Genomic DNA, 23466 nt, shown 5'->3' with positions numbered 1-23466 from the left:
ATTTACCCAAAGCCGCTTTGCCATTCGCCGCGGCACTACAGCGGATCGAGGAACCAGCGGTAGCGCCGGCCGCGTTGTCGTTATCGGTGGGCGAACTGGATCGGTTACGCAGCGACGATATGGAAAGCTTTCCAAACTGGACGCAAAAAAAAGCCGCGCGCGCGTCCGCCGGCTGCGCGGCAGGCGATCAGGCGGCCGCCTTGCGCCGTCCGCGCGCAGCCGGCGCCGGCGCCAGCGAGGCGCGCACCGTCAGGCTGACCGGGAAATCGCGCATCACCGGCCGCTTCATGTCGTAGCACAGGTTGAGCAAGGCGTCGATGCCGTTCTGGGTCATCTCGCGCCACGGCATGTGCACGGTGGTCAGGCGCGGCGCCGAAAAGGCGGCGCTGGGCGTGTCGTCGTAGCCGAGTACCGACAGCTCGTGCGGCACGCGCACGCCGGCTTCCTGGAAGTACGACAGCGCACCCGCCGCCATTTCGTCGTTGGCGCAGAACAGCGCGGTACAGGCGTAACCGGAATCCAGCAGCTGCTTGGCCGCGGCCCAGCCGCCGGCCGGCGAAAAATCGCTCTCCACGCGCCAGACACCGTCCGGGTCGATGCCTTGCGCGGCCAGCTCTTCCAGGAAGCCGGCCACGCGTTCGTTGTTGTCTTCCAGGCGGCGCGGGCCTTCCACCAGCGCGATCCGGCGGTGCTTGTGGTCGAGCAGCGCGCGCGCCGCGACGCGGCCGCCCAGCTTGTGGTCGACCGTGAAGCATTGCTCGGGCAGCGAGGCGAAGCTGTGGTTCAGCGCCACCAGGCGTGCCGCCTTGGCGCCGAGCGCGGCGACGTCGGCTTCCTGCAGGGCGCCGGTCATCACGATCAGGCCGTCGCAGCCGCGTTCGACCAGGAATTCGATGCCTTCGATGGCCTGGCGCCGCTCGTCGCCGAGGCCGGCGCCGAAGGCCAGCACCATGTGCAGGCCGGCGGCGCGCAGTTGGGTGTCGATGATCTGCAGGATCGGCGTGTAGAAGGTGCCGCTCAGGACCGGGATGTAGACGCCGACCATGCGGCTGGTGCCGGACAGCAGCTGGCGCGCTGCGTGCGAGGGCCGGAAACCGAGTTCGTCGATCGCCTTCTTGACGCGCTCCAGCGTCGCCGGCGACACCGAGCCGCGCCCGCTCACCACGCGCGACGCCGTTCCCAGGCCGACGCCGGCCAGCTTCGCTACGTCCTTGATTGTCGCCACAGGCAGGTCCTCGTCCGCTTGATGTTGTTGATCGCCGCGTTTAGTAAACAGGTTGGCAAGATGCGGAGCATACCGCATCCGCGCCGCCATGTATCCATCCCCACGCCGGTCTTTGCCTAAATTTGCACGGGCGCGCGCATCGTTTCCAGCCGCACGCCCGTGTCCGGATCGAACAGCGAGACACGCGCCGCGTCGATACGGAATGCCACGCCCTGCCCCGGCGCGAAGCGGCGTGCGTCGTGCACCAGCGCCGAAAGCACATGGCCGCCGCAGCGCAGCCACACCACCTGGTGGTTACCCATCGGTTCGACCAGCGTGACTTCGCCGGCCAGCATGCCGGCGCCGGGCGCACCCTCCGCGAGCGTCACGTGTTCCGGGCGCACGCCCAGCACCACCGGGCGCGGCGGCAAGGCCGCCCCGGCCTCCTCGGCCTGCGCCAGGCCGTCCAGCACCAGCGGCCCGGCGCGGAACACGCCAGCGGCGTCCAGGGCGCCGTCGACGAAGGCCATCGGCGGCGCGCCGAGAAAACCGGCGACGAAGCGGTTGGCCGGGCGCGCGTACACGTCGGCGGGCGCGCCGATTTGCTGGATTCGCCCGCCCTGCATCACCACGATGCGGCTGGCCAGCGTCATCGCCTCGACCTGGTCGTGGGTCACGTAGATCATGGTGGAACCGAGCGACTGGTGCAGCAACTTGAGTTCGCGGCGCAGGTCGGCGCGCAGCTTGGCGTCCAGGTTGGACAGCGGTTCGTCGAACAGCAGCACGCGCGCCTCGCGCACCAGCGCGCGGCCGATGGCGACGCGCTGGCGCTGGCCGCCGGACAGCTGCGCCGGCTTGCGCTTGAGCAGCGCCTCCAGCTGCAGCATCGACGCGATGTTGCCCACGCGGCGGCGGATCTCGTCCTTCGGCATGCCGGCCACGCGCAGCCCGAAGGCCATGTTGTCCGCGACCGTCATGGTCGGGTACAGCGCGTACGACTGGAACACCATGCCGATGCCGCGCTCGCTCGGGTCGGCGTCGGTCAGGTCGCGCCCGCCGATCTCGACCACGCCCTCGTCGACGTCGACCAGGCCGGCGATGGCGTGCAGCAGGGTCGACTTGCCGCAGCCGGAGGGTCCCAGCAGCACCAGGAACTCGCCCGGCTCGACCCGCAGGTCCAGGCCCTGGATGACGGTCTTGCCGCCGAGGGTGACGCGCAGTGCGCGCAGGTGGACGTTGGACATGGGGTGGAGCTCAGCCTTTCACGGCGCCGGCGGCGATGCCGCGCACGAACCAGCGGCCGGACAGGAAATACAGGGCCAGCGGCAGCAGCGCGGTCAGGATGGTGGCGGCCATGTTGACGTTGTACAGGCGGATGCCGGTGGTGGTGTTGATCACGTTGTTCAGCTGGACCGTCATCGGCAGGTTGTCGCGCCCGGCGAACACCAGGCCGAGGATGTAGTCGTTCCACACGCCCGTCACCTGCATGATGGCGGCCACTACGATCACCGGCAGCGACAGCGGCAGCATCACCTGCAAGAAGATGCGCCAGAAGCCGCCGCCGTCGATGCGCGCCGCCTGGAACAACTCGTGCGGCACGCCGGCATAGTAATTCCGGAACAGCAGCGTCATCACCGGCATGCCGAAGACCAGGTGCACCAGCACGATCGCCGGCAGCGATCCGAACAGGCCGGCCAGCGCCATCACCCGCACCAGCGGGTAGATCATCACCTGCACCGGCAAAAAGGCGCCGGCCAGCAGGACCGCGAACAGCACCCCGGCGCCGCGCGGGCGCCAGAACGACAGCGCATAGCCGTTCACCGCGCCCAGCAGGATCGCCAGCACGGTGCTGGGCACGGCGATCGCCACCGAATTCCAGAAGCCGGTGCGCACGCCCTCGCAGGCGGCGCCGGTGCAGACGCCGCTCCAGGCCTGGCGCCACGGCGCCAGCGTGAGCGCGTGCGGCAGCGCGAAGATGCCGCCCTGGCGGATCTCTTCCATCGGTTTCAGCGACGTCACCACCATCACGTACAGCGGCAGCAGGAAGAACAGCGCGGCGGTGACCAGGAAGGCGTACAAGCCGATGCGTGCGCTGCGGCTGCCGCGACGGCGCGGACGTTTACCGCGGCGGCCGGCTTCGCCGCGGACGCGGCCGGAGCGCGGCGGCGGCACGGCCACGGCGCGCGCCATGGGCGCGGCGACGGGCGGATGGCGGTTCATGCGGCTTCCCTGCGGCTGCGCGCGTAGGCGTACGGCGCCAGCAGCGCCAGAACCGGGGCCAGCAGCAGCACCGCGCCGGCCGAGGCCAGGCCGACGTTGGAGCGCAGGAACAGGTGGTCCATGATGAACTTGGCCGGCACCTCGCTGGCGGTGCCGGGTCCGCCCTGGGTCATGGCGACCACGGCGTCGTACAGCTTGACCACTGCGGTCAGCAGCAGCAGCAGCACGGTGGCCACGGTCGGCCACAGCATCGGCAGCACCACCTGCAGGTACACGCGCCAGGCCGGAATGCCGTCCAGGCGCGCCGCCTTCCAGATGTCCGGGTCGACGCCGCGCAGCCCGGCCAGCAGCAGCGCCATCACCAGCCCGGAGGCTTGCCAGATGCCGGCCAGCGCGACCGCGTAGATGGCCAGGTCCTGGCGCACGATCCAGTCGATGTGCAGGCCGATGTTTCCGAGCAGGCCGTCGATGCCGTCGCCAGGGGCCAGCAGCCATTGCCACACCAGGCCGGTGGCCACGAAGGACATCGCATACGGATACAGGAACACGGTGCGCAGCACGCCCTCGCCGCTCACCTGGCGGTCGATGCACACCGCCAGCAGGAAGCCGATGACCAGGCAGGCCAGCACGAACACGGCGCCATAGGCGGCCAGGTTGTGCAGCGACAGCATCCAGCGCTCGTTGTCGAACAGGCGCCGGTACTGGGCCAGGCCGATGAAGCGGCCGGACGGGAAGGTGCGCGACGCCGTCAGCGAGATGTAGACCGTCCACAGGGCGGCGCCGACGTAGCCGGCCAGCACGGTGGCGGCCATCGGCAGCAAGGCGATGTGCGGCGCGATGTGCGGCGCGATGTGCGCGGATGCGGGCTTGCGGCGGGCGGTGGTGGCCATGGCGCCTTTCATTCAGTAGCGCAGCGCCGAGGCGATGCTGGACTGGGCGCGCTCGACCGGCATGTCGGTGTTCCAGTAGGCGGTCAGCACGTCCTGCAGCGCGCCGTTCTGGTCCGGTGTCAGGTACACCTCGGTGACGCCGAGCGCGCGTCCGCGTTCGCGCAGGATCGCCATGCCGGCGCGCGCGCAGGCGTCCAGGCCGGAGACGTCGGCATCCAGGCGCGCCGGCAGCGAACCCTTCAAACGGTTGAAGGCCAGCTGCACGCCGGGGTCGCCGGCCACGCGCGCCACCAGCTGCTGGGCGCGCACGGTCGCCGGATCGTCGGTCCTGGGAAAGACCAGCACGTCGCCCTGCACCAGGTAGGGGCTGGCGGCGGACAGGCCCGGCAGGCAGCCGAAGTCGCGCCCGGGCAGCATGCCGGCGGCGGTGAACTCGCCCTTGGCCCAGTCGCCCGTGATCTGGATGCCGGCGCGGCCGGTGATCAGCAAGGCGGTGGCGTCGTTCCAGTTGCGCCCCGGGGCGGCCGGGTCGACGTAGTCGCGCAGGCGTTTATACGCCAGCAGCACGCGCCGGAAGTCGCCCGAGCGGATGGCTGCCTGGTCGCGGTCGCGCACCACGCGCAGGTACAGGTCGCGCCCGCCCAGGTTGGACAGGATCATCGAGAACAGGATGTTTTCCTGCCACGGCTGGCCGCCGTGCGCCAGCGCGACCAGGCCGGCCGCCTTGAGCCGGTCGAGCACCGCGAACAGCTCGTCCACGCTGCGCGGTTCGGCCTTGACGCCCGCGCGGGCGAAGGCCGCCTTCGAATACCACAGCCAAGTCTGCATGTGGATGTTCAGCGGCGCCGCGTAGTAATGGCCGCCGACCCGGATCACGCCCAGGATCGGCTCCGGCAGCAAGCGGTCCCAGCCATCGCGCCGGGCCACCGCGTCGACGTCGTTGAGTAGGTTTTCCTCGATGATGTCGAGGAACTGCTTGGAGGTGTTGAACTGGGCCGCGGTGGGCGGATTGCCGCCGATGATGCGGTTCAGGGTGACGGCGCGCGCCTGGTCGCCGCCGGCGATGGCGGTGTCGACCCACTCGCCGCCGGCGGCGCGGTAGGCCTGCGCCACCTGGCGCACCGCGGCCGATTCGCCGCCCGAGGTCCACCAGTGGATCACCTCGGCGCGCGGCGCCGCCTGGTGCGCGCCGGCCGCCAGCGCCGGCGCTGCCGCCAGCATCAGCGCCAGGCCATGCGCTGCGCGGCGCCGGCCACGCAACCACAAGCGCAGCCGCGCGGCGGCCGCCTTCGTGCCTGCTCGGAACATCTCGTCTCCATCCCGGCTGTCACTGCGGCACGCGTTGGAAACGTTACCATGACTTTTTCGGGAGCATAGCCCGCGCCGGTTTTAGTGTCAAATAGAAAATATATAGGTGAATTTTCCTACAAAACTGGGCAGAATGGCGAAAAACTTTGGCAAGCCACCCAGGCCGGGTGCGATCGGCCAGGTAATAAAACACCGTCCACACTGGAGACACGATGGGAACGACCGAGATTTTCCTGCTCGCCATGCTGATCATCCTGACCCTGCCCTGGCTGGTCTGGCGCATCGGCGGCACCGATTATTACGCCCCGCTGGTGATCGTGCAGATCATCACCGGCGTGTTGCTCGGCCCCGGCATCCTGGGACGCGCCTATCCCGAGTACTACCGCTTCGTGTTCAATCCGCAGGTGACGGGCGCGCTGTCCGGCATCGCCTGGTGGTCGGTGATGATCTTCGTGATGATCGCCGGGATCGAGCTGGATTTGAAGAAGGCTTGGGAGCACCGGCGCGAAAGCGTGATCACCGCCTCGCTGGCGCTGGGCACGCCGCTGCTGTTCGGCTGCGTGGCGGCGCTGGGCATGTTGGGCTATGTGGGATGGAAAGGCGCCAGGGCCGCGGACTGGCAATTCGTGATGGGCGTCGGCATGGCCTGCGCCGTGACCGCGCTGCCGATCCTGATCCTGCTGATGGAAAAGCTGGCCATCCTGCGCGAGCCGATCGGCCAGCGCATCCTGCGCTACGCCAGCCTGGACGACGTCGCCATCTGGGGCGTGCTGGCCGTGATCCTGCTGGACTGGACCCGCGTCGGCCGCCAGGCCGGCTTCCTGTTCGGCTTCGTGGCCGCCGCCTGGGGATTCCGCAAGCTGATGGGCAGGCTGGAGGAACGCGACCGCTGGCCGGTGGCGCTGATCTGGCTGGCCGCCTGCGCCCTCGCCGCCGACTGGGCCGGGCTGCACTTCATGGTAGGCGCCTTCCTGGCCGGCGTGGTGATGGATGCGCACTGGTTCGACCAGCGCAACATGGACCTGCTGCGCCACCACCTGCTGCTGACGCTGATGCCGGTGTACTTCCTCAGCACCGGCCTCAAGACCAGCTGGGAAGGCGGCGGCGCCGCCGTGTTCCTGGCCGCAGGGGTGCTGCTGGCGGCCTCCGTCGCCGGCAAGCTGATCGGCGTGCGCATCGCCGGCCGCATCCTGAATTGGGGACCGGGCGAGGCCTCGGTCATCGGCTGGCTGCTGCAGACCAAGGCGCTGATCATGATCATCTTCGTCAACATCCTGCTCGACAAGGGCCTGATCACCAGCGCCACCTTTACCGCCCTGCTGCTGATGGCGATCGGCAGCACCATGCTGACCACGCCGATGGTGGCGCCGAAACTGCGCCGGGTGATGCAGCTGGTGACCAGGGCAAGCTGACCGGCGCGGACTGGCGCTTCAGCCGAACAGCTTGGCCGCCGTCTTCGCCACCACTTCGCCCTGGTGACGCGCGCCGTCCAGGTCGATCGCACTGGGCTGGCGCTCGCCCTTGCCGCCGGCGATGGTGCTGGCGCCGTATGGACTGCCGCCGGCGATCTCGTCGAGCGTGGTCAGGCCGGCGAAGCTGTACGGCAGGCCGACCACCACCATGCCGAAGTGCAGCAGGTTGGTGATGATCGAGAATTGCGTGGTTTCCTGGCCGCCGTGCTGGCTCGCGGTCGAGGTGAAGGCGGCACCGACCTTGCCCTGCAGCGCGCCCGTGGCCCACAGGCCGCCGGTCTGGTCGAGGAAGGCCGCCATCTGCGACGGCATGCGGCCATAGCGGGTCGGGGCGCCGATGACGATGGCGTCGTAGCCGGGCAGCTCGTCGACGGTGGCGATCGGGGCCTGCTGGTCGAGCTTGAAGTGGCTGTTGCGGGCGACGTCTTCCGGCGCGGTTTCCGGGACGCGCTTGACGTCGACGGTGGCGCCGGCGGCGCGGGCGCCTTCGGCGACGGCGTTGGCCAGTTGCTCGACGTGGCCGTAGGTGGAGTAGTACAGGACCAGGACTTTTGCCATGGGAAGTGCTCCTTTGCTTGAATGGGAAAAGTCATGCTAGCGCAAGCGGACCGGGGGCGGCGCTCGCTGCGCGACAGGCGCGGGGCGCTGTAGGGATCGCGGTTTTTCGGGTTGCGGGCGGTGGGCGCGGTGATCGGCTGTGGAAGCGGTGCATGGGTCCCCGCCTGCGCGGGGACGACGTTTACCGGCACGTGGCCACCGGGAGCGTCACAGGAAGCGGTGCGGCGCTCAAGCCGTTGCGCGTTCTCCGCGCAGGGAGTACGGGGACGATCTGGCCCAGGCCAGCAGGTCCTCGGCCGGCAGCGGCGGCGCGATGTAGTAGCCCTGCGCCTCGTCGCAGCCGAGCGCCTGCAGCGCGTCCCAGATGCGCCGTTCGCTGACGCCCTCGGCCACCACTTCCATGCCCAGGTCGTGCGCCAGGTGGATGGTCGACTTGACGATCGCCGCCGCGCGCGGGTCGTCGATCATCTTCATGGTGAAGGCGTGGTCGATCTTGATCACGTCCACCGGCAGCCGGCTCAGGTAGCTCAGCGAGGAATAGCCGGTGCCGAAATCGTCCACGTACAGGCGGAAGCCCATCGCGCTGAGGCGCTGCAGTTCGGCGATGCCGGCGGTCGGGTTGCTCATCAGGCTGCTCTCGGTGACTTCCAGGCCGATCATGCCGGCGCGCGAGCCGTGCCGTTCCAGCAGCGCGCGCAGCTGTTCCGACAGGGCCAGCACGCCGACGTCGCGCGCCGACAGGTTGACCGCGATCGGCAGCAGCACGCCTTCGCTGCGCCAGGCTTCGCACTGGGCCACCGCCCCTTCCAGCATGTGGCCGGTGAGCAGGTGGATGAGTTCGGTCGATTCCAGCAGCGGCACGAAGGACTCCGGCGCGATGCAGCCCTTTTCCGGATGCCACCAGCGCACCAGCGCTTCGGCGCCGACGATCTGGCGCGAGCGGATGTCGACCTTCGGCTGGCAGAACAGGCGCAGCTGCCCATCCTCGATGGCGGCGCGGAAGTCGCCCACCAGCGACAGCCTCCCCGGCGTGTGCGGATCGATGCCGGCGTCGTACACCGCCGTGTTGCGTCCGGCCTGGGCCGCCTGGTACAGCGCGATGTCGGCCTTGCGCAGCAGCGTGTGGTAGTCGCGGCCCTGGCTCGGCGCCAGCGCCACGCCGATGCGCGCACCGAGCGCGCACCAGATGCCGACCACCGAGAACGGCGCTTCCAGCACTTCGTGGATGCGCGCCGCCCAGTGGCGTGCCCGGGCCTCGTCGGCGTCTTCCAGCAGGATGGTGAAGCGGGCGTCGACCCGCGCCAGCAGGCCGGCGCCGTCGATCAGGGCGCCCAGGCGGTCGGCCACCAGCGCCAGCAGCAGGTCGCCGTACAGGTGGGTCAGCGCATAGTTCACGTCGCGGAAGTGCACCAGGTCGACGATCAGGCAGGCCAGCCGGTCGCGGCCGAGCTGCGCCAGGCGCGCACGGCAATGCCGCTCGAACAGGTTGCGGTTGGGCAGCCCGGTGAGCGTGTCGTAGTAGGCCAGGCGCATCACGTCTTCCTCCACGCCGCGGCGCGCCGTGATGTCCTGCACCAGCCCGGACAGGGCGGGCGGGCCGGCGCCGTCGCGGCGCACCTCGGCCACCACGTGCACCCAGCGCAGTTCGCCGTCCGGCTGCACCATGCGGAACTGCAGGTCGACGTGGCGTTCCGGCTCGGCCAGCGCGCGCCGGCGCGCCGCCAGCACCGCGGCGCGGTCTTCGATGTGGATGCGCGCCAGCACGTCGCGCGGCCCCACCGGCAGGTCGCCGGGCGGGAAGCCGAGGATGCGATAGCCTTCGGGCGAAGCCGCCAGCACGGCGCCGCGGCCGCCGTCCCAGCGCCAGTTGCCGATCAGGCCGAGCGCCTGGGCGCGCCGCAGTTCGTCCTGGTCGTCCATCAGGCGCGCCTGCTCGTCCACCAGGAAGGTCACGTCCTGCAGCGCCACCAGCACCAGGCCGCCGTGGGCGCCATCGGCATCGGTGTCGGCGGCGCGCCCGGCCGCGCCGACCGGCCACGGCTGCGGCAACACCTGGCGCGCGCTGCCGTCGGCATGCAGGAAGCGGTGCACGCGGCCGAACGGACCGGCCGCGCCGTCCTGCGCCGCCAGCAGTTCCGGCAGGTGCATGCCGAGCAGCGCCGCACGCCCATGGCCGAACTGCTCGACCATCGCCTGGTTCAGGTCGAGGACGCGCAGGGACTGGGCGTCGCACGCCAGCATCGCCAGCCCGTTCCCCTCGAACAGCGGGCGGAACCACGCGTCGGCGCCGCTGCCCGCCTGCCCGCCATGCAACTGGACAGCCATGGAAATCCTTTCAGGTTTGAATGGGGTCCGATTGCAGTATAGGGAAGGGACGTCAAAAAATCTGCATCAAAATTGCATCAAATACCTGTCTATTTAGACAGGTAGCCTGTAGGAAAAGATGCCTGCAAGGCCGCCGCGCGGGCGCGATCGGCCACGCTCATGCGCTTTCGCGCGGGCGCAGCGTGAAGCCGAGGTCGATGCGCCGCTGCGCCGGTTCGCGCCCGGCGATCACGTCCAGCAGCAGCGACGCTGCCTCGAAGCCGATGCGGTAGCGCGGCGTGTCGACCGTGGTCAGCGAGGGCAGCATCCAGGCCGACGACGGCAGGTCGTTGAAGCCGGCCACGGCGACGTCGTCCGGCACGCGCACGCCGTGGCGCTGGCAGTGGTAGATCGCGCCCTGGGCCAGGTCGTCGTTGCAGCAGAACACGGCGTCGCAGCCGGGCACCTCGCGCAGCGCGCGCTGCATCAGCTGCGCCCCCAGCGCGATGGTGGACGGCTCGCCGACCATGATCTCCAGGCGCTCGTCGCCCAGCCCGGCCGCCGCCATGGCGCGCCGCCAGCCGTCGGCCCGGCGCAGCGTGCGCTCGTCGCGCTGGGCGCCGATGAAGGCGATGCGCCGATAGCCCTTGCCGAGCAGGTAATCGGTCATGGCGCCGCCGGCGTCGATCTGGGAAAAGCCGACCGACAGCTCGTCCGGCCCGTCGGCCAGGTCCATCATCGACACGATCGGGATGCGCGAATTGCCGAGCACGCGCTGCACGTGCGGGCTGTCCGCGTGGCCGGACAGCAGCACCCCGTCCGGGTTCGACTGCAGGTAGATGTTGAGCAGCTTTTCTTCCTCGGCGGCGGCGTAGCGGGTATTCCCGATCAGCAGCTGGTACTGGCTGGCCTCGACCGCGTCGTGGATGCCGTCCAGCACCGCCGTGAAGACGGCGTTCGACAGCGACGGCACCAGCACCACGATCACGCGCGACTGGGCCGAGGCCAGCGCGCGCGCGGCGCGGTTGGGCACGTAGCCGAGTTCGGCCACCGCCTGCTCGACGCGCGCGCGGGTGGCGTCCGACACCAGGCGCGGCTGGCTGAGCGCGCGCGACGCCGTCATCGTGGATACCCCCGCCAGGCCCGCCACCGCTTCCAGCGTGGCGCGCCCGGTCCCCCTCCCCCTGCCTTTTCCTGCACTGGTCGTGTTCATTATTGTTGTCGTCCCGGAAACTGGCCGACTCGCGGCCGACCCGCGATTGCGCCACGAATTGATCAACATGTCAATTTTTCATCTGAAATACTGCTGACTTTGTGCGGGACATCCTACGCAAGCCTGGCAGATTGTCCGATTGCCGGTCCATTAAGATGTCCTACGATGAGATTCTTATCCACTTATTCAGGAGACCATCATGCCGACCAATCAAGATCCCAAGGACAAGGGTATGAAGGGAAATCCGGGCACGCCGAACCAGGCCGGCAGCGGTAACCTGCAGAGCGGGCGCCAGGGCCAGTCGGGCAGTTCGCCGTCGCAGGGCAATGCGCAGCGCGGCCAGGGCGCAGGGCGCGACGACGACTTGCAGGACGACAGCCTGCTGGGCGGACGGCAAGGCAACCAGGATGTCAGCCGGCAGAGCGGCGGCCAGCAGGATAGCGGCCGCCAGCAGGATATCGGTCGCCAGCAGGATGTCGGTCGCCAGCAGGATATCGGCCGCGATCAGGGCGCTGGCCGCCAGGGCGGTACCCAGCAGGATATCGGTCGGCAAGGCGGCCAGCAGGATCCCGGGCGCCAGGGCACGAGCCGCCAGAGCGGTAGCCAGTCCAGCCAGAGCGGCCAGTTGCCGCCGGACCGCCCGCAGCAGGACGACCTCGACGCCGACAAGCCGCCGCGGCGCTGAGCGCCACCGGCGCGCGCGCGCAGCCGGCCGTCTCCCGAGATCGTGCGCGCTGCTTCGGCAGGCATCCGCTGCGGCGGATCGCCTGCCCTTGCCGGCCCCCGCTTCCGCCCGCGGTGCCCGCCAGGGGCGCATGCGTCATATCGTAATGTCAGTTGTTCCGTAACATTTGCGTCACACTCGGCCTCGGTACGCAGAATGTGTCGATGCGTACTGAATATTTCCACAGGGAATGTTAAAATTCTCTTGCAGCCATGTCCCGATCGGACGCGGCGCACCGCCGACGTGCGCCAGCCGCGCGCACCGCCGGCGCTGGTCGCGACCAGTCCTGCCCTGTTGGAATCCGCCGCGGCCGCGCCGCACGCCGAATGGAACCCATGACCCTGCCCCTGGCCTTCACGTCACCGTGTGACGACTGCAACGCGCATATCGACAATACCTTCGACCTGATGGCGGTACTCGATCGCCACGGCATCATTCTGCGGGTGAACCCGGCGGTGCGCGACATCCTCGGCTACCAGCCGGCGGAACTGGCCGGACGCAGTTGCTACGATGTCCTGCACCCGGACGACCGCAGCGCGCTGGAGGAGCTCGGCGTGGCGGTGCGCGCCGGCGCCGACTGCCGCGAGCGCGAGCTGCGCTGGCTGTGCAAGGACGGGCGCGTGATCTACCTGTCGATGTCGGGGCGCTGGTCCGAAGTCGAAGGCTTGATGTACGCCAGCGCGCGCGACGTCACCGAGCCCCGCCTGGCCAGCGCCGCGCTGCGCCAGTCGCGCGAGCGCATGAACGTCATGCTGGAAAGCATCGGCGACGCCTTCGTGTCGCTCGACCGCGGCTGGCGCATCGTGTACGCCAACCGCAAGGCGGCGCGCTTCGTCGGCGTCGAGCCGGGCAGCGGCGTCGGCCGTCCCTTGCTGGAAGTGGTGCCGCAGCTCGAAGGCACGGTGTTGATGGCGCACTACCGCGCGGCGATGGAGAGCGGCCAGCCCGCCATGGCCGAGGTCGAGTGGCATCCGGGCGCCTGGATCGAGATGCGCGCCTATCCGACCGAGGACGGCCTGTCCGTGTACTTCCACGACATCACCGAGAAACGCAGCGCCGCCGACGCGCTCCGGAAAAGTGAGGCGCGCTTCCGCAACCTGTTCCAGCAGGCCGGCGACAGCATCCTGATCGCCGACCGCGAACTGCGCGTGGTCGCCGCCAACGGCCGCGCCTGCGCCCACTTCGGCTATGCCGAACACGAATTCGTCGGCCGCAGCGTGCGCGACATCGACGACGGCTATACCTACGACGCCGCGCTGTTCGACAGCCTGCGCGCCGGCAACACGCACCTGCTGCGCATCACCAAGCGCCGCCGCGACGGCAGCACCTTCCCGGCGGAGGTGCACGTGTCGCTGTTCGAGGAAGGCGGCCAGGTCTATTTCCAGGCCATCATCCGCGACCTCACCGAGCGCGACCAGGCCGAGCGCCGGCTGCGCGAGAGCGAGCAACGCTTCCGCGAGGTGATCGAGATGACGCCGTCCGGCTACGTGCTGGCCAGCGCCGCCGGCCGCATCCTGGACGTCAATCCGGCCCTGTGCGCGCTCGCCGGCCAGGCGCGCGACGCGCTGGTCGGACGCTGCCTGGACGAATTGTTCGTCGCCTTCCCGTGGAGCAGCCTGGCGCGCGCCGGCAACGCCGGGGTGCAGGGTGTGGAAGCGGTGATCCGCCATGCCCACGGCCATGCGCTGCACGTGCTGTTCAACGGCAGCGTGCGCCGCGGCGCCGACGGCGTGCTGGAAAGCGTGACCGGCCTGATGACCGACATCACCGATCGCAAGCAGGCCGAGCACCGGCTGCACGAGCTGGCCACGCACGACACCCTGACCGGCCTGCCCAACCGCGCGCTGCTGCACGAGCGCGTGCAGGCGATGCTGGGACGCTGCGCGGCGGACGCCGCGGTGGCGGTGATGTTCCTCGACCTCGACCGCTTCAAGGAAATCAACGATTCCTTCGGCCACGAGCTGGGCGACGAGCTGCTGTGCGAGGTGGCGGCGCGCCTGCGCAGCGCGCTGCGGCCCGGCGACGTGGTGGCGCGCCTGGGCGGCGACGAATTCGTGGTGGCCGCCGACTGCGGCAGCGGCGCCGCGGCCGCCGCCCGCATCGGCGCCAAGCTGCTGCAGACATTGACCGCGCCGGTGCGGATCGGCGCCCAGGACGTGATCATCGGCGCCTCGATCGGCATCAGCCTGTACCCGCAGGACGGCACCACCCGCGAGCTGCTGTTCCAGGCCGCCGACACCGCCATGTACCGCGCCAAGAATGCCGGGCGCAACCGCTACCGCTTCTTCGAGGCGGCCATGACCCAGGCGGCGCAGGCGCGCATGGCGCTCGAGGTATCGCTGCGGCCGGCGCTGGCGCGCCAGGAATTCGAGCTGCACTACCAGCCGCGCATCGACCTGGACGGCATGACGGTGGTCGGCTTCGAGGCGCTGATCCGCTGGCAGCATCCGCAGCTGGGCCGGGTGCCGCCCGGCGAATTCATCGGCATCGCCGAGGAGACCGGGCTGATCGTCGCGATCGGCGGCTGGGTGCTGCGCGAGGCCTGCCTCCAGACGCGCCGGCTGGTGGAAGAGCTGGGCCGGCCGCTGCGGGTGTCGGTAAACGTCTCGGCGCGCCAGCTGGCGCAGCCCGGCTTCGTCGGCGAGGTGCGCACGGTGCTGGAAAGCAGCGGGCTGGCGCCGCATTGCCTGGAACTGGAAGTGACGGAAAGCGCGCTGATCGAGGACATGGAGCGCACCGCCGCCATGCTGGGCGAGCTGCAGGGCCTGGGCGTCAAGCTGGCGGTGGACGACTTCGGCACCGGCTATTCCGGGCTGGCCTACCTGCGCCGCTTCCCGATCGACGTGCTCAAGCTGGACCGTTCGTTCGTGATGCAGGAAGACGGCCGCATCAGCGCCTTCGACTTCATCAAGGCCTTCGTCGACATGGCGCACGCGCTGCGCATGCAGGTGGTGGCGGAAGGCGTGGAAACCGCCGAGGTGCTGGACTTCCTGCGCGCCGCCAGCTGCGACGAGGCGCAGGGCTACCTGCTGGCGCGCCCGATCCCGCTGGACGCGCTCGGCGCGCTGCTGCGCGCGGGGTGAGCGGCGGCGCGGCGACCGGCGCACCGCGCCCCGGGCGCTCAGGCCGTCTCGGTATCGCGATCGGCGGCGCGCTCCTGCGCGGCGCCTTGGCCATCCTCCGGCACCAGCAGCGCCAGGCGGCCCTCGATGGCCCGGAAGCGCAGCGGCAGCGCCATCTTGCAGACCTCGCCGTCGGCGGCGACCTTCATGCGCCGCCGCGGCGACAGCAGCGGCGCGCGCACCGTCATGTTCTTGAAATCGAACGAGACCACGTCCTCGGCCTCGCCCAGCCGTCCCAGCGCGCCGCGCAGCAGCAGGCCCAGCATGCGCAGCTTGCCGACCGGCTTGGGCGCGATCGCCGCCAGCCGTCCTTCTCCCAGCGCCTGTTCGAGCGGCGCCATGCCGACCTGCTCCATCTGCAGCCGGTTGTTGCCGACGAATAGCGTGGGCGTGCGCAGGCGCCGCGTGCTGCCGTCCAGTTCCAGCGTGATGCGCAGGTTGCGGTGCGACCCGAGCGCGGTCTTCAGCGCGGAAAACAGCGCCACCACGCGCGAGCGCCCGTACTGGCGCTTGTCGTGCTCGCGCTCCTCGAGCAGCTTCGGGTACAGCCCGACGCTGGCGTTGACCAGGAAGATGCGCTCGTTGACCATGCCGATCTGTACCGGCCGCACGCGCGCGCGCAGCAGCGCCCGCACCGCCTCGCCCAGGTCTTCGGGAATGCTGTGGGTGCGCCCGAAATAATTGAAGGTGCCCTGCGGCAGCACGCCGAACACGCAGTCGCTGCGCACCGCCTCGTGCGCCACCGTGTTGAGGGTGCCGTCGCCGCCGGCCGCCACCAGCACGGCGCCGTCGCGTGCGGCGCGCTCGGCCATGCGGCGGGCGGCCGCGCCGAGTTCGTTGGCGTCGTGCACGACTTCCAGCTCGCAGGCGCGCCCGGCCGCTTCCAGCACGTCGCGGATGGTCGAGCAGCGCAGTTCGGTTTCGGCGCGGCCGGACCCGGCGTTGAGCACCACGTAAAACGGCGCATCGGGGCGCACTTCGATCGTTTGCATGCTGGACGGACCTCTAGACGGCGGGATTGATGGATTGGCGGCGTGGCGCCGGCATCGCCTGCGGCCGGCACTTTCGCCAATTCAGCATAGCAGTATTGACACGATCGGGCGTTACCGTTGCCGGCAGCCATCAAATATGGCGTTTTTCGCTGTTTACAGGTCTGGAAGGCATCGATTTTGCCCAAATGCAGATGTCACGTCACTAATTTTCCGACGCGCCAAGCGAATACCATGGGGTTATACTGAATCCACCATTTCGAGCGGACTGCGGCATCTCGGCGCCCAGGCCGCTCGCTCCCGGCGCAATCGCCGCCATCAAACCACACTGCAACAGCCATGAGAATCAGCAAGGAAAAGGCCGCCGAGAACCGGGCCGCACTGATCAGGGCCGCGAGCAAGCTGTTTCGCGCACGGGGCATCGACGGCGTCGGTGTCGCCGAGATCAGCAAGGAAGCCGGCCTCACCCACGGGGCGCTGTACGCCCATTTCAAATCCAAGGAAGAACTGGCGCTGGAAGCGCTTTCCTACGGCCTGGACCAGGCCCACGAACGCATGTTCGCCGACAGCGTCGACGGCGTGCCCGACCTGGCGCGCTTCCTGGACGACTATTTCTCTGTCGAGGGACGCGACGATTACGGCAACCGCTGCGCGATCGCGGCGTCGGCCAGCGAGATCGGGCGCCAGGACAAGGCCATCAGCGCCCGCTTCGCCGAAGGCTATATGATGCTGGTGCGGGTGTTCGAGCACCAGATCGCCGAACGCCATCCGGAAGACGACGCCACCGCGCGCGCGCTGGTCGCGGTATCGGCCATGATCGGTAGCGTGGCGATCGCGCGCGGCGCCGCCAAGGGCGATCCGGCCCTGTCGGCACAGGTGCTGCGCTCGGCGCGGCGCCTGATCGGCAACCTGGTGCTGGATACGCCCGCCGCCCAGCCGGACAGCGCGCCGGCCGGCGCCGGCGATCCGCCCGGGGACGTCATCGCCGTCGGCCCTGCCGGCGGCAGCCGCGCCGATCCGCTGCCGCTGGCGGCGCTCCCGCTGGCGGCGGGCGACTTGCCGGCCGCCTGAGACCGCGCCGCCAGGGGCGCCGCGGCACATGCCCATGGCGCCGCGCGCCGGCTGTTACCTGGTGACCGCGATCTGGGTGCGGTGGCCGCCCTTGAAGGTGTACAGGGTGATGACGCCGTCGCGGATGTCGCCATGGGCATCGAAGGCGATGTTGCCGGTCACGCCCTTGTAGTTGGTCCTGGCCAGCTGCGGCAGGTATTTCGCCGGGCTGGACGAGCCGGCCTTGTCCATCGCCGCGGCGATCGCCAGCACTGCGTCGTAGGAGTACGGCGCGATGATCTGGACGTCGATGCCGAAGCGCTTGCGGTAGGCGGCGCGGAAGGCGTCCATGGCGGGCATGCCGGCTGCCTCGACGCCGCCGGCCTCGGCGCACACCACCTGGCCGTCGGCCATGGTGCCGCCGGACAGCTTGTGCATCTCGTCCGAGCAGATGCCGTCGCCGCCCATCATGCGCACGTTCATGCCGAGCTGCTTCATCTGGCGCAGCATGGGTCCGGCCACCGCGTTCATGCCGCCGAAGAACACCAGGTCGGGGTTGCTGGCGCGGATGCGGGTCAGGATCGCCGAGAAGTCGGTCGCCTTATCGTTGGTGAATTCCTTGGCGACCACATTGACGCCCTGCTGGCGCAAGCCGTTGGCGAACTCGGTCGCCAGGCCCTGGCCGTAGGCGGTGCGGTCGTCGATCACGGCGACGCGCTTGGCGGCCATGGTCTTGACCGCGTAGCGGCCCAGCGCGCGGCCGAGCTGGATGTCGTTGGCCACCACCCGGAACGCCGTGTTGAAACCCTGCTGCGTGTATTTCGGATTGGTCGCCGACGCCGAGATCTGCGGGATGCCGGCATCGTAATAGATCTTCGAGGCCGGAATGGTGGTGCCCGAGGTCTCGTGGCCGATCACGCCGTTGACCCTGGCGTCGGCCAGCTTCTGGGCCGCCGCGGTGGCCTGCTTGGGGTCGCCGCCGTCGTCCTCGCCGACCAGTTGCCAGGCGACCTTGCGCCCGCCGATCGTGGCGCCGCGCGCGTTGAGGGCATCGATCGCCATGCGCGCGCCGTTTTCGCTGTCCTTGCCGAAGTGGGCGACCGGGCCGGTCATCGCGGCCACGTGGCCGATCTTCACCGTTTCCTGGGCGGCCGCCGCGCCCGCCCCTGCACTACCTGCACACACCGCAACCGCCAACAACACCTGCTTCTTCATTCCATCCTCGTATGATTAAGACATTCTTTATGCCAAAACGATAGGGTAACGCGGATACGCTCAACTAACAAGGTTTGCGGTGCAACATACGGTTTCAGGCACAATGCAGGTTTTACCCGAAACCGTATCGATGTCCACCGACCGACCGTCCCGCTTCGCTTCCCGTCCGTCACCCAAGCCGTCGGCGCCGCCCTCAGCGCGTGCGCTGCCGCCGCTGAACGCCGCCACCCTGCTGCGCGCCCTGTTCAAGCGCCCGCGCCGCAAGTCCGGCGCGCGCACGCCGCGCACCGTGTTCCGCCTGGCCGCCATCGATGCCGTCCAGCTGCGCCGCTACCGCGACGCGCTCGGCTTTCCCGGCCAGGGCATCCCGCTCACCTTCTATTACCTGCTGGCGCAGCGCGCCCAGGTGGCGACCATGCTCGACCAGGACTTCCCGTTCCGCCTGCCGGGCGCGGTGCACACCGAGAACGCGCTGCGGGTGGAAACCCCGGCGCGGCCGGACGCGCCGCTGCTGCTGGCCACCAGCGTGGCGGTGCAGCCGCCGGCCGAGGACGGCGCCGTGTACGCCACCCTCGACACCATCGGCGAGCAGGACGGCCATACGGTGTTCGCCTGCCGCAGCACCTACCTGATGGTGCGCGGCCAGCGCGCGCGCCGCGGCAACCAGCCGCATGCGCGCCCGGCCGCGGCGGCGCTGCCGGCGCTGGCCGCCTGGCGCCTGGCCGGGAACAGCGGCCGCGCCTACGCGGCCTTGTCGGGCGACTGGAACCCGATCCACCTGTGGAGCTGGTCGGCGCACCTGATGGGGATGCGCCGCCCCATCATCCACGGCATGCACACGCTGGCGCGCGCGTGCGCCGAACTGGAACTGGCCGGGGGCCGCCCGCTGGTGGCGCTGGCCGGACGTTTCCGCGCGCCGGCGCCGCTGGGGAGCGAACTGGTGCTGGGCGCCGACCTGGCCGGCGGCGGCTACGTGGTCAACAGCGGCGGGCGCGCCGTGGCCGAGGGCAGTTTCCAGCTGGCGCCGGAATAATCCGCGTCCCGGACGCAGGCAGGCGGCCAACGAGATTGATATATCTCAAAGAAGCCATGCGTCGTTTCGCCATGCTCAAGCCGTCGACAGCCGCCGTCCGGAAGGAGCGCACATGAACGCATCGCAGATTGCGCCCGGCGACACCGGCAAGCCGGATGCAGCCGCCGCAGCCGCCGGTGCGCCCGCCGCCGGCCCGGTATTCCGGCGCATCCTGTTGCCGACCGACGGTTCCGACGCCTCGCAACGCGCGATCCTGGCCGGCGTCGCCTTTGCACGCGAACTGGGCGCCGACGTCGTCGGGCTGACCGCGGTGCCGTCGTTCCGCGTACTCAGCGCCGATCCCGACATGCTGGAAGACACGCCCGAGCAGTACGCCGCCGCCAGCGCCAGGCGCGCGCGCCGCATGCTGGCCGATGTCGAGAACGCCGCGCGCGCCGCCGGGGTGCCATGCCGGCTGGAGCAGGTGAACGCGGACCGTCCCTACGAGGCGATCGTCGAGGCCGCCGCCCGGCTCGGCTGCGACCTGATCCTGATGGCCTCGCACGGCCGGCGCGGGCTGCACGGCCTGCTGCTCGGCAGCGAGACCGAGCGCGTGCTGGTACACGGGACGGTGCCGGTGCTGGTGCACCGCTGAGGGCGGCGGGCCTGGCCTCTTATCGACGCATCTTCATGGACTCGTCGGCGCGCACACGGTCCGTTTCCACCGATGACGGGAGCAGCCGATGTATCGACGCATCCTGGTGCCGACCGACGGCACCGAACTGTCGGCGCGGGCCATCGAGATGGCGCTGCGCCTGGCGGCGCCGGCCGGCGCCGTGGTGATCGGCATGCATGCCAGCACGCCGCCCTACCTGCTGGCGCCGGAACTGGGACTGGCGGCGCCGATCGACGACGCCTGGCGCCACGAACGCGAGCAGCAGGCGCAGGACGGCCTGGCCTACGTGCGCCGGCGTGCCGGCGAGACCGGCGTCGCCTGCGAGGCGCTGCTGGTGCGCCACGACTCGCCGCACGAGGCGATCGTGCAGGCCGCGCGCGACCGGGCCTGCGACCTGATCGTGATGGCCTCGCACGGCCGCCGCGGCATGGCGGCGCGGCTGCTGGGCAGCGAGACCGCCAAGGTGCTGACCCACAGCGCGATACCGGTGCTGGTGGTGCGCTGAAGCGCGATCGGAATTGCCGTGGCGGCGGCCGGCGCGGCTGTGCTAGCGCGCCGGTTCACCGAACATGGTCAGCAGCTGGGTGCGTACCGGACCGTCCAGCAGCCCTGGCGCCAATTCGGCGAAGGCGCGCATGTGCGGCATCTGCAGGTGCTTGTCGAGATCGTCCTTGCCGATCCAGTTTTCATAGAAAACGTACTCGGCCGGGTCGTCGTTGCTGCGGTGCAGGTCGTAATCCAGGCAACCGGGCTCGCGCCGGGTGGGCGCCACCAGGGCTCGCAGCTGTTCGCCGAGGGCATCTTCGTGTCCCGCCTGCGCGCGCAGGGTGGCGATGACGGTGAGTCGGGTCATGGTATTCCTTTCATCGGTGCGGCCAAGCCGCGTCATGGAGCGTATGCTCCGGGTTTAAAACATCCTTCGTGATCTTGATCAAATCAGCCGTGACGTAGTACAGAAACTGACTGCCTGGTTTGCATATTTGCTTTGCAGACGGAGAACCGTGCCATGCCCCCGCGACACCCCGCTCGCACCATCGCCAGCCGTCCGCGCCCGCTGGGCGCGGCGTTGCGGCATGCGCGCAAGAGCCTGTGCACGCGCCTGCATGCGCTGGCGGCACAGCCGGACGGCGCGTTCGCGTGCGGCTTCGCGCTCGTCGTCGCCGAAGTCGAGGCCGGCTTCCGCCACGAGGAAACCCTGACCTGCACGCTCGGCGTGGAGCGCCAGCGCGAGCAGGGCGAGGAAAACGCCGTGGTGCTGAGCGCGCTGCACCGGGTGCTGCCGCTGGTCGAGGGCGGCGATGCGCCTCTCGGGCGCGAGGTCCTGTGCGCCCTGCTCGACGTGCTGGCCCAGCACCGCCTGGGCAGCGCCCAGGCCGGCGCGACGGCGCTGGCCGACGCCCCTGCCGGCGCCCTGCCGCGCCGGCGCGCGAACGCCGCGCGCGCCACCCTGCACGTGCCGGGACGGCTGCGTCACCCGCGCTGACCGCGGCGCCGCCTCATTTCAGGCCGGGCCGGCGCCGCCGGACGATCTCGCCGGCCAGCATGAAGGTGCCGTCCCCCTTGTAGTGCAGCGTTTCCGGATGGCGCGGCGAAGCCAGCGCGCGCGCCGCCACCACTTCCCAGACGAAGAAATTGTACTTGTCGACCAGGCTGTCGTCGTGCAGGCGGCATTCGAACTGGGCGTGGCATTCGCGGATCGCGGGTGCGCCGACCTGCTCGGCCGGTTCCGGCGTGAGGCCGAAGGCGGCGAACTTGTCGGTGTCGGCGCCGCTGGTCGAGCCGACGCCGAGCACCTGCTCCAGCTGGGCCGCGGTCGGCAGGTTGAGCACGCACTCGCGGCTGGCGCGGATCAGCCCAAAGCTGTGGTTGGCCGACGAAATCACGCAGCCGATCAGCGAGGGCGTGAATTCGATCACGGTATGCCAGCCCATCACCATCACGTCGCGCTCGCCGTCGTGGGCCGAACTGACCAGTACCACCGGGCCGGGTTCCAGCCAGAACCTGACCTGGTCCAGCGGCACCGGCCGTTTGCGCGCCGTCCCTTGGCGATTCGTTGCAGTCATCGATTCTCCCTCGCGGACCCGCCGCGGTCATCTTGATCCTCGTATTATTGCGGCAAACCCGGCGGCGGCGGCGGACGCCTGGCGCGTGCGCCGGCCTGCCGTGCCGGCGCAGCGGGCGATGGCGTAGAATCCGTGCCAATCCACCCGATGAAAGGAAGCACCATGCCCGCAGCGCGGCTGCGCCGCCACCGCCGCCTGCTCGCCCTGTGCGCGTTGTCGGCGCTGCTGCACGGACTCGTGCTGCGCTGGATCGCCGCGCAAGCGCCGGCCCCTGCAACGCCGCGGGCGCCGCTTGCGGACGGCCTGGTACTGCGGCTGGCGCCGGCCGGGCTGGCGGCGCCGGCGCCGGCGGATGCGCCGCATGCCGCGGACCCGCGCATGCCCACTGCCGCGCCCGCGCGCGCGGCCGACGCCGTGCCGGCGCCCGATGCCGTTGCATCCGCAACTGGGGCACCGGCGCAGCAGCAGCAGCAGCAGCAGCAGCAGCAGCAGCAGGCTATCCCACTGGATACCGGCGACACGGCGGCGCCGGCCGGCGCATCCGCCGGCGCCATCCCGGACGGGTCGCTACCGGACGGGTCGCTCCCGGCCGGCGCACTGCCCGCCGGCGGCGCCGGCGCGAGCGGTCCGGCGGACCAGGCCGATCCCGCCGGCCCGGTTCCCGGCCGCTACCGCGTGCGCATGCCGCCCCCGGTCTTGCTGACCTACGCGCGCACGCGCCAGGCGCCGGCCATGCCGGACCGGCGCCTGGCCGACGCCCGCATCGACTGGCGCAGCGACGGCAGGCGCTACGCACTGAGCGTGGACGGGGTGCTGGGACGGCTGGACAGCAGCGGCGCCAGCGGCGACGCCGGCATGCTGCCGCGCCGCGCCGTGGAGCGGCGCGACGGCCGCGAACTGGTCACGCAGTTCACCGAGGACGGCCGCGTGCTGCTGCCCGGGGACGGTGCCGGCGCGGCCGACAGTCTCGGCGTGCTCGACCGCGCCACGCTGCCGCTGCAGCTGGCCGCGATCGGCCTGGGCGAACCGGACCAGATCGAACACGCGCTGGGCCGGCCGATCGAGGTCGCGGTGGCCGGGACGGATGCGGTGACGCGGATGCGCTTCGCGGTGGCCGGCCTGGAAAGCGTGGCCACGGCGCTGGGCGCCTTGCCGGCCTGGCGTCTGGTGCAGCAGGCCGCGCCCGGCCAGGCGCGCCTGGAGGTGTGGCTGGCGCCGGAGCGCGGCTGGCTGCCGGTGCAGCTGCGCGTGACGGAGGGCGGCGTCGCCGACACACAGACGCTGCAGACGCTGCAGATGCTGCAGGTCCCTGCCGCGCCGGCCGGGGATGCGCCCGGCGGCGGCGCAGAGAGGGGCGCAGCGGCCGGTACGGCTGGCGCCGCCGACCGCAACGCCCAGGAGCCCGTCCCCGTGGACCGAGCCCGGCGTCGCTACTGAAACAGGCGC

21 protein-coding genes are annotated in these 23466 nt (G+C 70.4%); 9 read left to right on the top strand and 12 right to left on the bottom strand.

Annotation, left to right across the window (positions count from 1 at the left end):
• Positions 1-187: 187 nt before the first annotated feature.
• The 5 genes from HH212_RS20905 to HH212_RS20885 form a co-directional block, all read right to left on the bottom strand.
• Positions 188-1225, bottom strand: coding sequence for a LacI family DNA-binding transcriptional regulator (locus tag HH212_RS20905; RefSeq protein ID WP_170204261.1), 1038 nt, complete (start codon positions 1223-1225; stop codon positions 188-190).
• A 116-nt stretch (positions 1226-1341) separates the two neighbouring features.
• Positions 1342-2448, bottom strand: coding sequence for an ABC transporter ATP-binding protein (locus HH212_RS20900; RefSeq protein WP_170204260.1), 1107 nt, complete (start codon positions 2446-2448; stop codon positions 1342-1344).
• A 10-nt stretch (positions 2449-2458) separates the two neighbouring features.
• A complete protein-coding gene (locus HH212_RS20895) occupies positions 2459-3424 on the bottom strand; it encodes a carbohydrate ABC transporter permease (RefSeq protein WP_229217388.1) in 966 nt (321 codons plus the stop codon).
• Positions 3421-4314, bottom strand: coding sequence for a carbohydrate ABC transporter permease (locus HH212_RS20890; protein WP_170204259.1), 894 nt, complete (start codon positions 4312-4314; stop codon positions 3421-3423). Before HH212_RS20890 ends, HH212_RS20895 begins: the two co-directional genes overlap by 4 nt.
• A 12-nt stretch (positions 4315-4326) precedes the next feature.
• Positions 4327-5535 carry an ABC transporter substrate-binding protein gene (locus tag HH212_RS20885; RefSeq protein ID WP_211172544.1) on the bottom strand — a complete coding sequence of 403 codons (1209 nt, stop codon included), beginning with the start codon at positions 5533-5535 and terminating at the stop codon, positions 4327-4329.
• 299 nt (positions 5536-5834) lie between these two features.
• Here HH212_RS20885 and HH212_RS20880 point away from each other — a divergent pair, with 299 nt between their 5' ends.
• Positions 5835-7034 (top strand): cation:proton antiporter, encoded by a 1200-nt coding sequence (locus HH212_RS20880; protein WP_170204258.1) that lies wholly within the window; start codon positions 5835-5837, stop codon positions 7032-7034.
• 18 nt (positions 7035-7052) lie between these two features.
• Here the strand turns inward: HH212_RS20880 and wrbA are convergent, their stop codons facing one another.
• The 3 genes from wrbA to gntR all read right to left on the bottom strand — a co-directional run bounded on the left by wrbA (position 7053) and on the right by gntR (position 11169).
• Positions 7053-7652, bottom strand: coding sequence for an NAD(P)H:quinone oxidoreductase (wrbA, locus tag HH212_RS20875; RefSeq protein ID WP_170204257.1), 600 nt, complete (start codon positions 7650-7652; stop codon positions 7053-7055).
• Between the two features lie 228 nt (positions 7653-7880).
• On the bottom strand, positions 7881-9977 hold the full coding sequence (locus HH212_RS20870; RefSeq protein WP_170204256.1) for a putative bifunctional diguanylate cyclase/phosphodiesterase: 2097 nt from the start codon (positions 9975-9977) through the stop codon (positions 7881-7883).
• A gap of 157 nt (positions 9978-10134) precedes the next feature.
• Complete coding sequence (gntR, locus tag HH212_RS20865) at positions 10135-11169, bottom strand: HTH-type transcriptional regulator GntR (protein WP_170204255.1); 1035 nt, start codon at positions 11167-11169, stop codon at positions 10135-10137.
• A 199-nt stretch (positions 11170-11368) separates the two neighbouring features.
• On the opposite strand from gntR, the gene HH212_RS20860 reads away from it, so the two are divergent.
• Both HH212_RS20860 and HH212_RS20855 read left to right on the top strand, forming a co-directional pair.
• Positions 11369-11854: a hypothetical protein gene (locus HH212_RS20860; protein WP_170204254.1), complete on the top strand. Its 486-nt coding sequence runs from the start codon at positions 11369-11371 to the stop codon at positions 11852-11854.
• A gap of 374 nt (positions 11855-12228) precedes the next feature.
• Positions 12229-14976, top strand: a complete 2748-nt coding sequence (locus HH212_RS20855; protein WP_170204253.1) for a sensor domain-containing protein — start codon at positions 12229-12231, stop codon at positions 14974-14976.
• Between the two features lie 38 nt (positions 14977-15014).
• Here HH212_RS20855 and HH212_RS20850 read toward each other — a convergent pair whose 3' ends face one another.
• On the bottom strand, positions 15015-16007 hold the full coding sequence (locus HH212_RS20850; protein ID WP_170204252.1) for a diacylglycerol/lipid kinase family protein: 993 nt from the start codon (positions 16005-16007) through the stop codon (positions 15015-15017).
• A gap of 336 nt (positions 16008-16343) precedes the next feature.
• On the opposite strand from HH212_RS20850, the gene HH212_RS20845 reads away from it, so the two are divergent.
• A complete protein-coding gene (locus HH212_RS20845; RefSeq protein WP_170204251.1) occupies positions 16344-17075 on the top strand; it encodes a TetR/AcrR family transcriptional regulator in 732 nt (243 codons plus the stop codon).
• 54 nt (positions 17076-17129) lie between these two features.
• On the opposite strand, the gene HH212_RS20840 is transcribed toward HH212_RS20845, so the two are convergent.
• Entirely contained in the window at positions 17130-18269 is a 1140-nt protein-coding gene (locus HH212_RS20840) for a branched-chain amino acid ABC transporter substrate-binding protein (RefSeq protein WP_170204250.1), read from the bottom strand.
• Positions 18270-18399: 130 nt separating this feature from the next.
• Here HH212_RS20840 and HH212_RS20835 point away from each other — a divergent pair, with 130 nt between their 5' ends.
• The 3 genes from HH212_RS20835 (at position 18400) to HH212_RS20825 (ending at position 20462) form a co-directional block, all read left to right on the top strand.
• A complete protein-coding gene (locus tag HH212_RS20835) occupies positions 18400-19302 on the top strand; it encodes a MaoC family dehydratase (RefSeq protein WP_170204249.1) in 903 nt (300 codons plus the stop codon).
• 112 nt (positions 19303-19414) lie between these two features.
• Positions 19415-19936 carry a universal stress protein gene (locus HH212_RS20830; RefSeq protein WP_170204248.1) on the top strand — a complete coding sequence of 174 codons (522 nt, stop codon included), beginning with the start codon at positions 19415-19417 and terminating at the stop codon, positions 19934-19936.
• Positions 19937-20024: 88 nt separating this feature from the next.
• Positions 20025-20462, top strand: a complete 438-nt coding sequence (locus HH212_RS20825) for a universal stress protein (protein ID WP_170204247.1) — start codon at positions 20025-20027, stop codon at positions 20460-20462.
• Between the two features lie 42 nt (positions 20463-20504).
• Here HH212_RS20825 and HH212_RS20820 read toward each other — a convergent pair whose 3' ends face one another.
• The gene (locus HH212_RS20820; protein ID WP_211172385.1) at positions 20505-20810 is read right to left on the bottom strand and encodes a putative quinol monooxygenase; all 306 of its coding nucleotides are present in this window, start codon (positions 20808-20810) and stop codon (positions 20505-20507) included.
• A gap of 153 nt (positions 20811-20963) precedes the next feature.
• Between HH212_RS20820 and HH212_RS20815 the strand changes: the two genes are divergently transcribed.
• A complete protein-coding gene (locus tag HH212_RS20815) occupies positions 20964-21440 on the top strand; it encodes a hypothetical protein (protein ID WP_170204245.1) in 477 nt (158 codons plus the stop codon).
• Between the two features lie 13 nt (positions 21441-21453).
• Here the strand turns inward: HH212_RS20815 and HH212_RS20810 are convergent, their stop codons facing one another.
• On the bottom strand, positions 21454-22020 hold the full coding sequence (locus HH212_RS20810) for a flavin reductase family protein (RefSeq protein ID WP_170204244.1): 567 nt from the start codon (positions 22018-22020) through the stop codon (positions 21454-21456).
• 162 nt (positions 22021-22182) lie between these two features.
• Between HH212_RS20810 and HH212_RS20805 the strand changes: the two genes are divergently transcribed.
• On the top strand, positions 22183-23457 hold the full coding sequence (locus tag HH212_RS20805; protein WP_170204243.1) for a DUF3108 domain-containing protein: 1275 nt from the start codon (positions 22183-22185) through the stop codon (positions 23455-23457).
• Positions 23458-23466: the final 9 nt, after the last annotated feature.

Source organism: Massilia forsythiae (genome assembly GCF_012849555.1).
GTDB lineage: Bacteria > Pseudomonadota > Gammaproteobacteria > Burkholderiales > Burkholderiaceae_D > Telluria > Telluria forsythiae.
The sequence above is the reverse complement of the archived record's forward strand: the minus strand, read 5'-3'. Positions and strand labels throughout refer to the sequence as shown.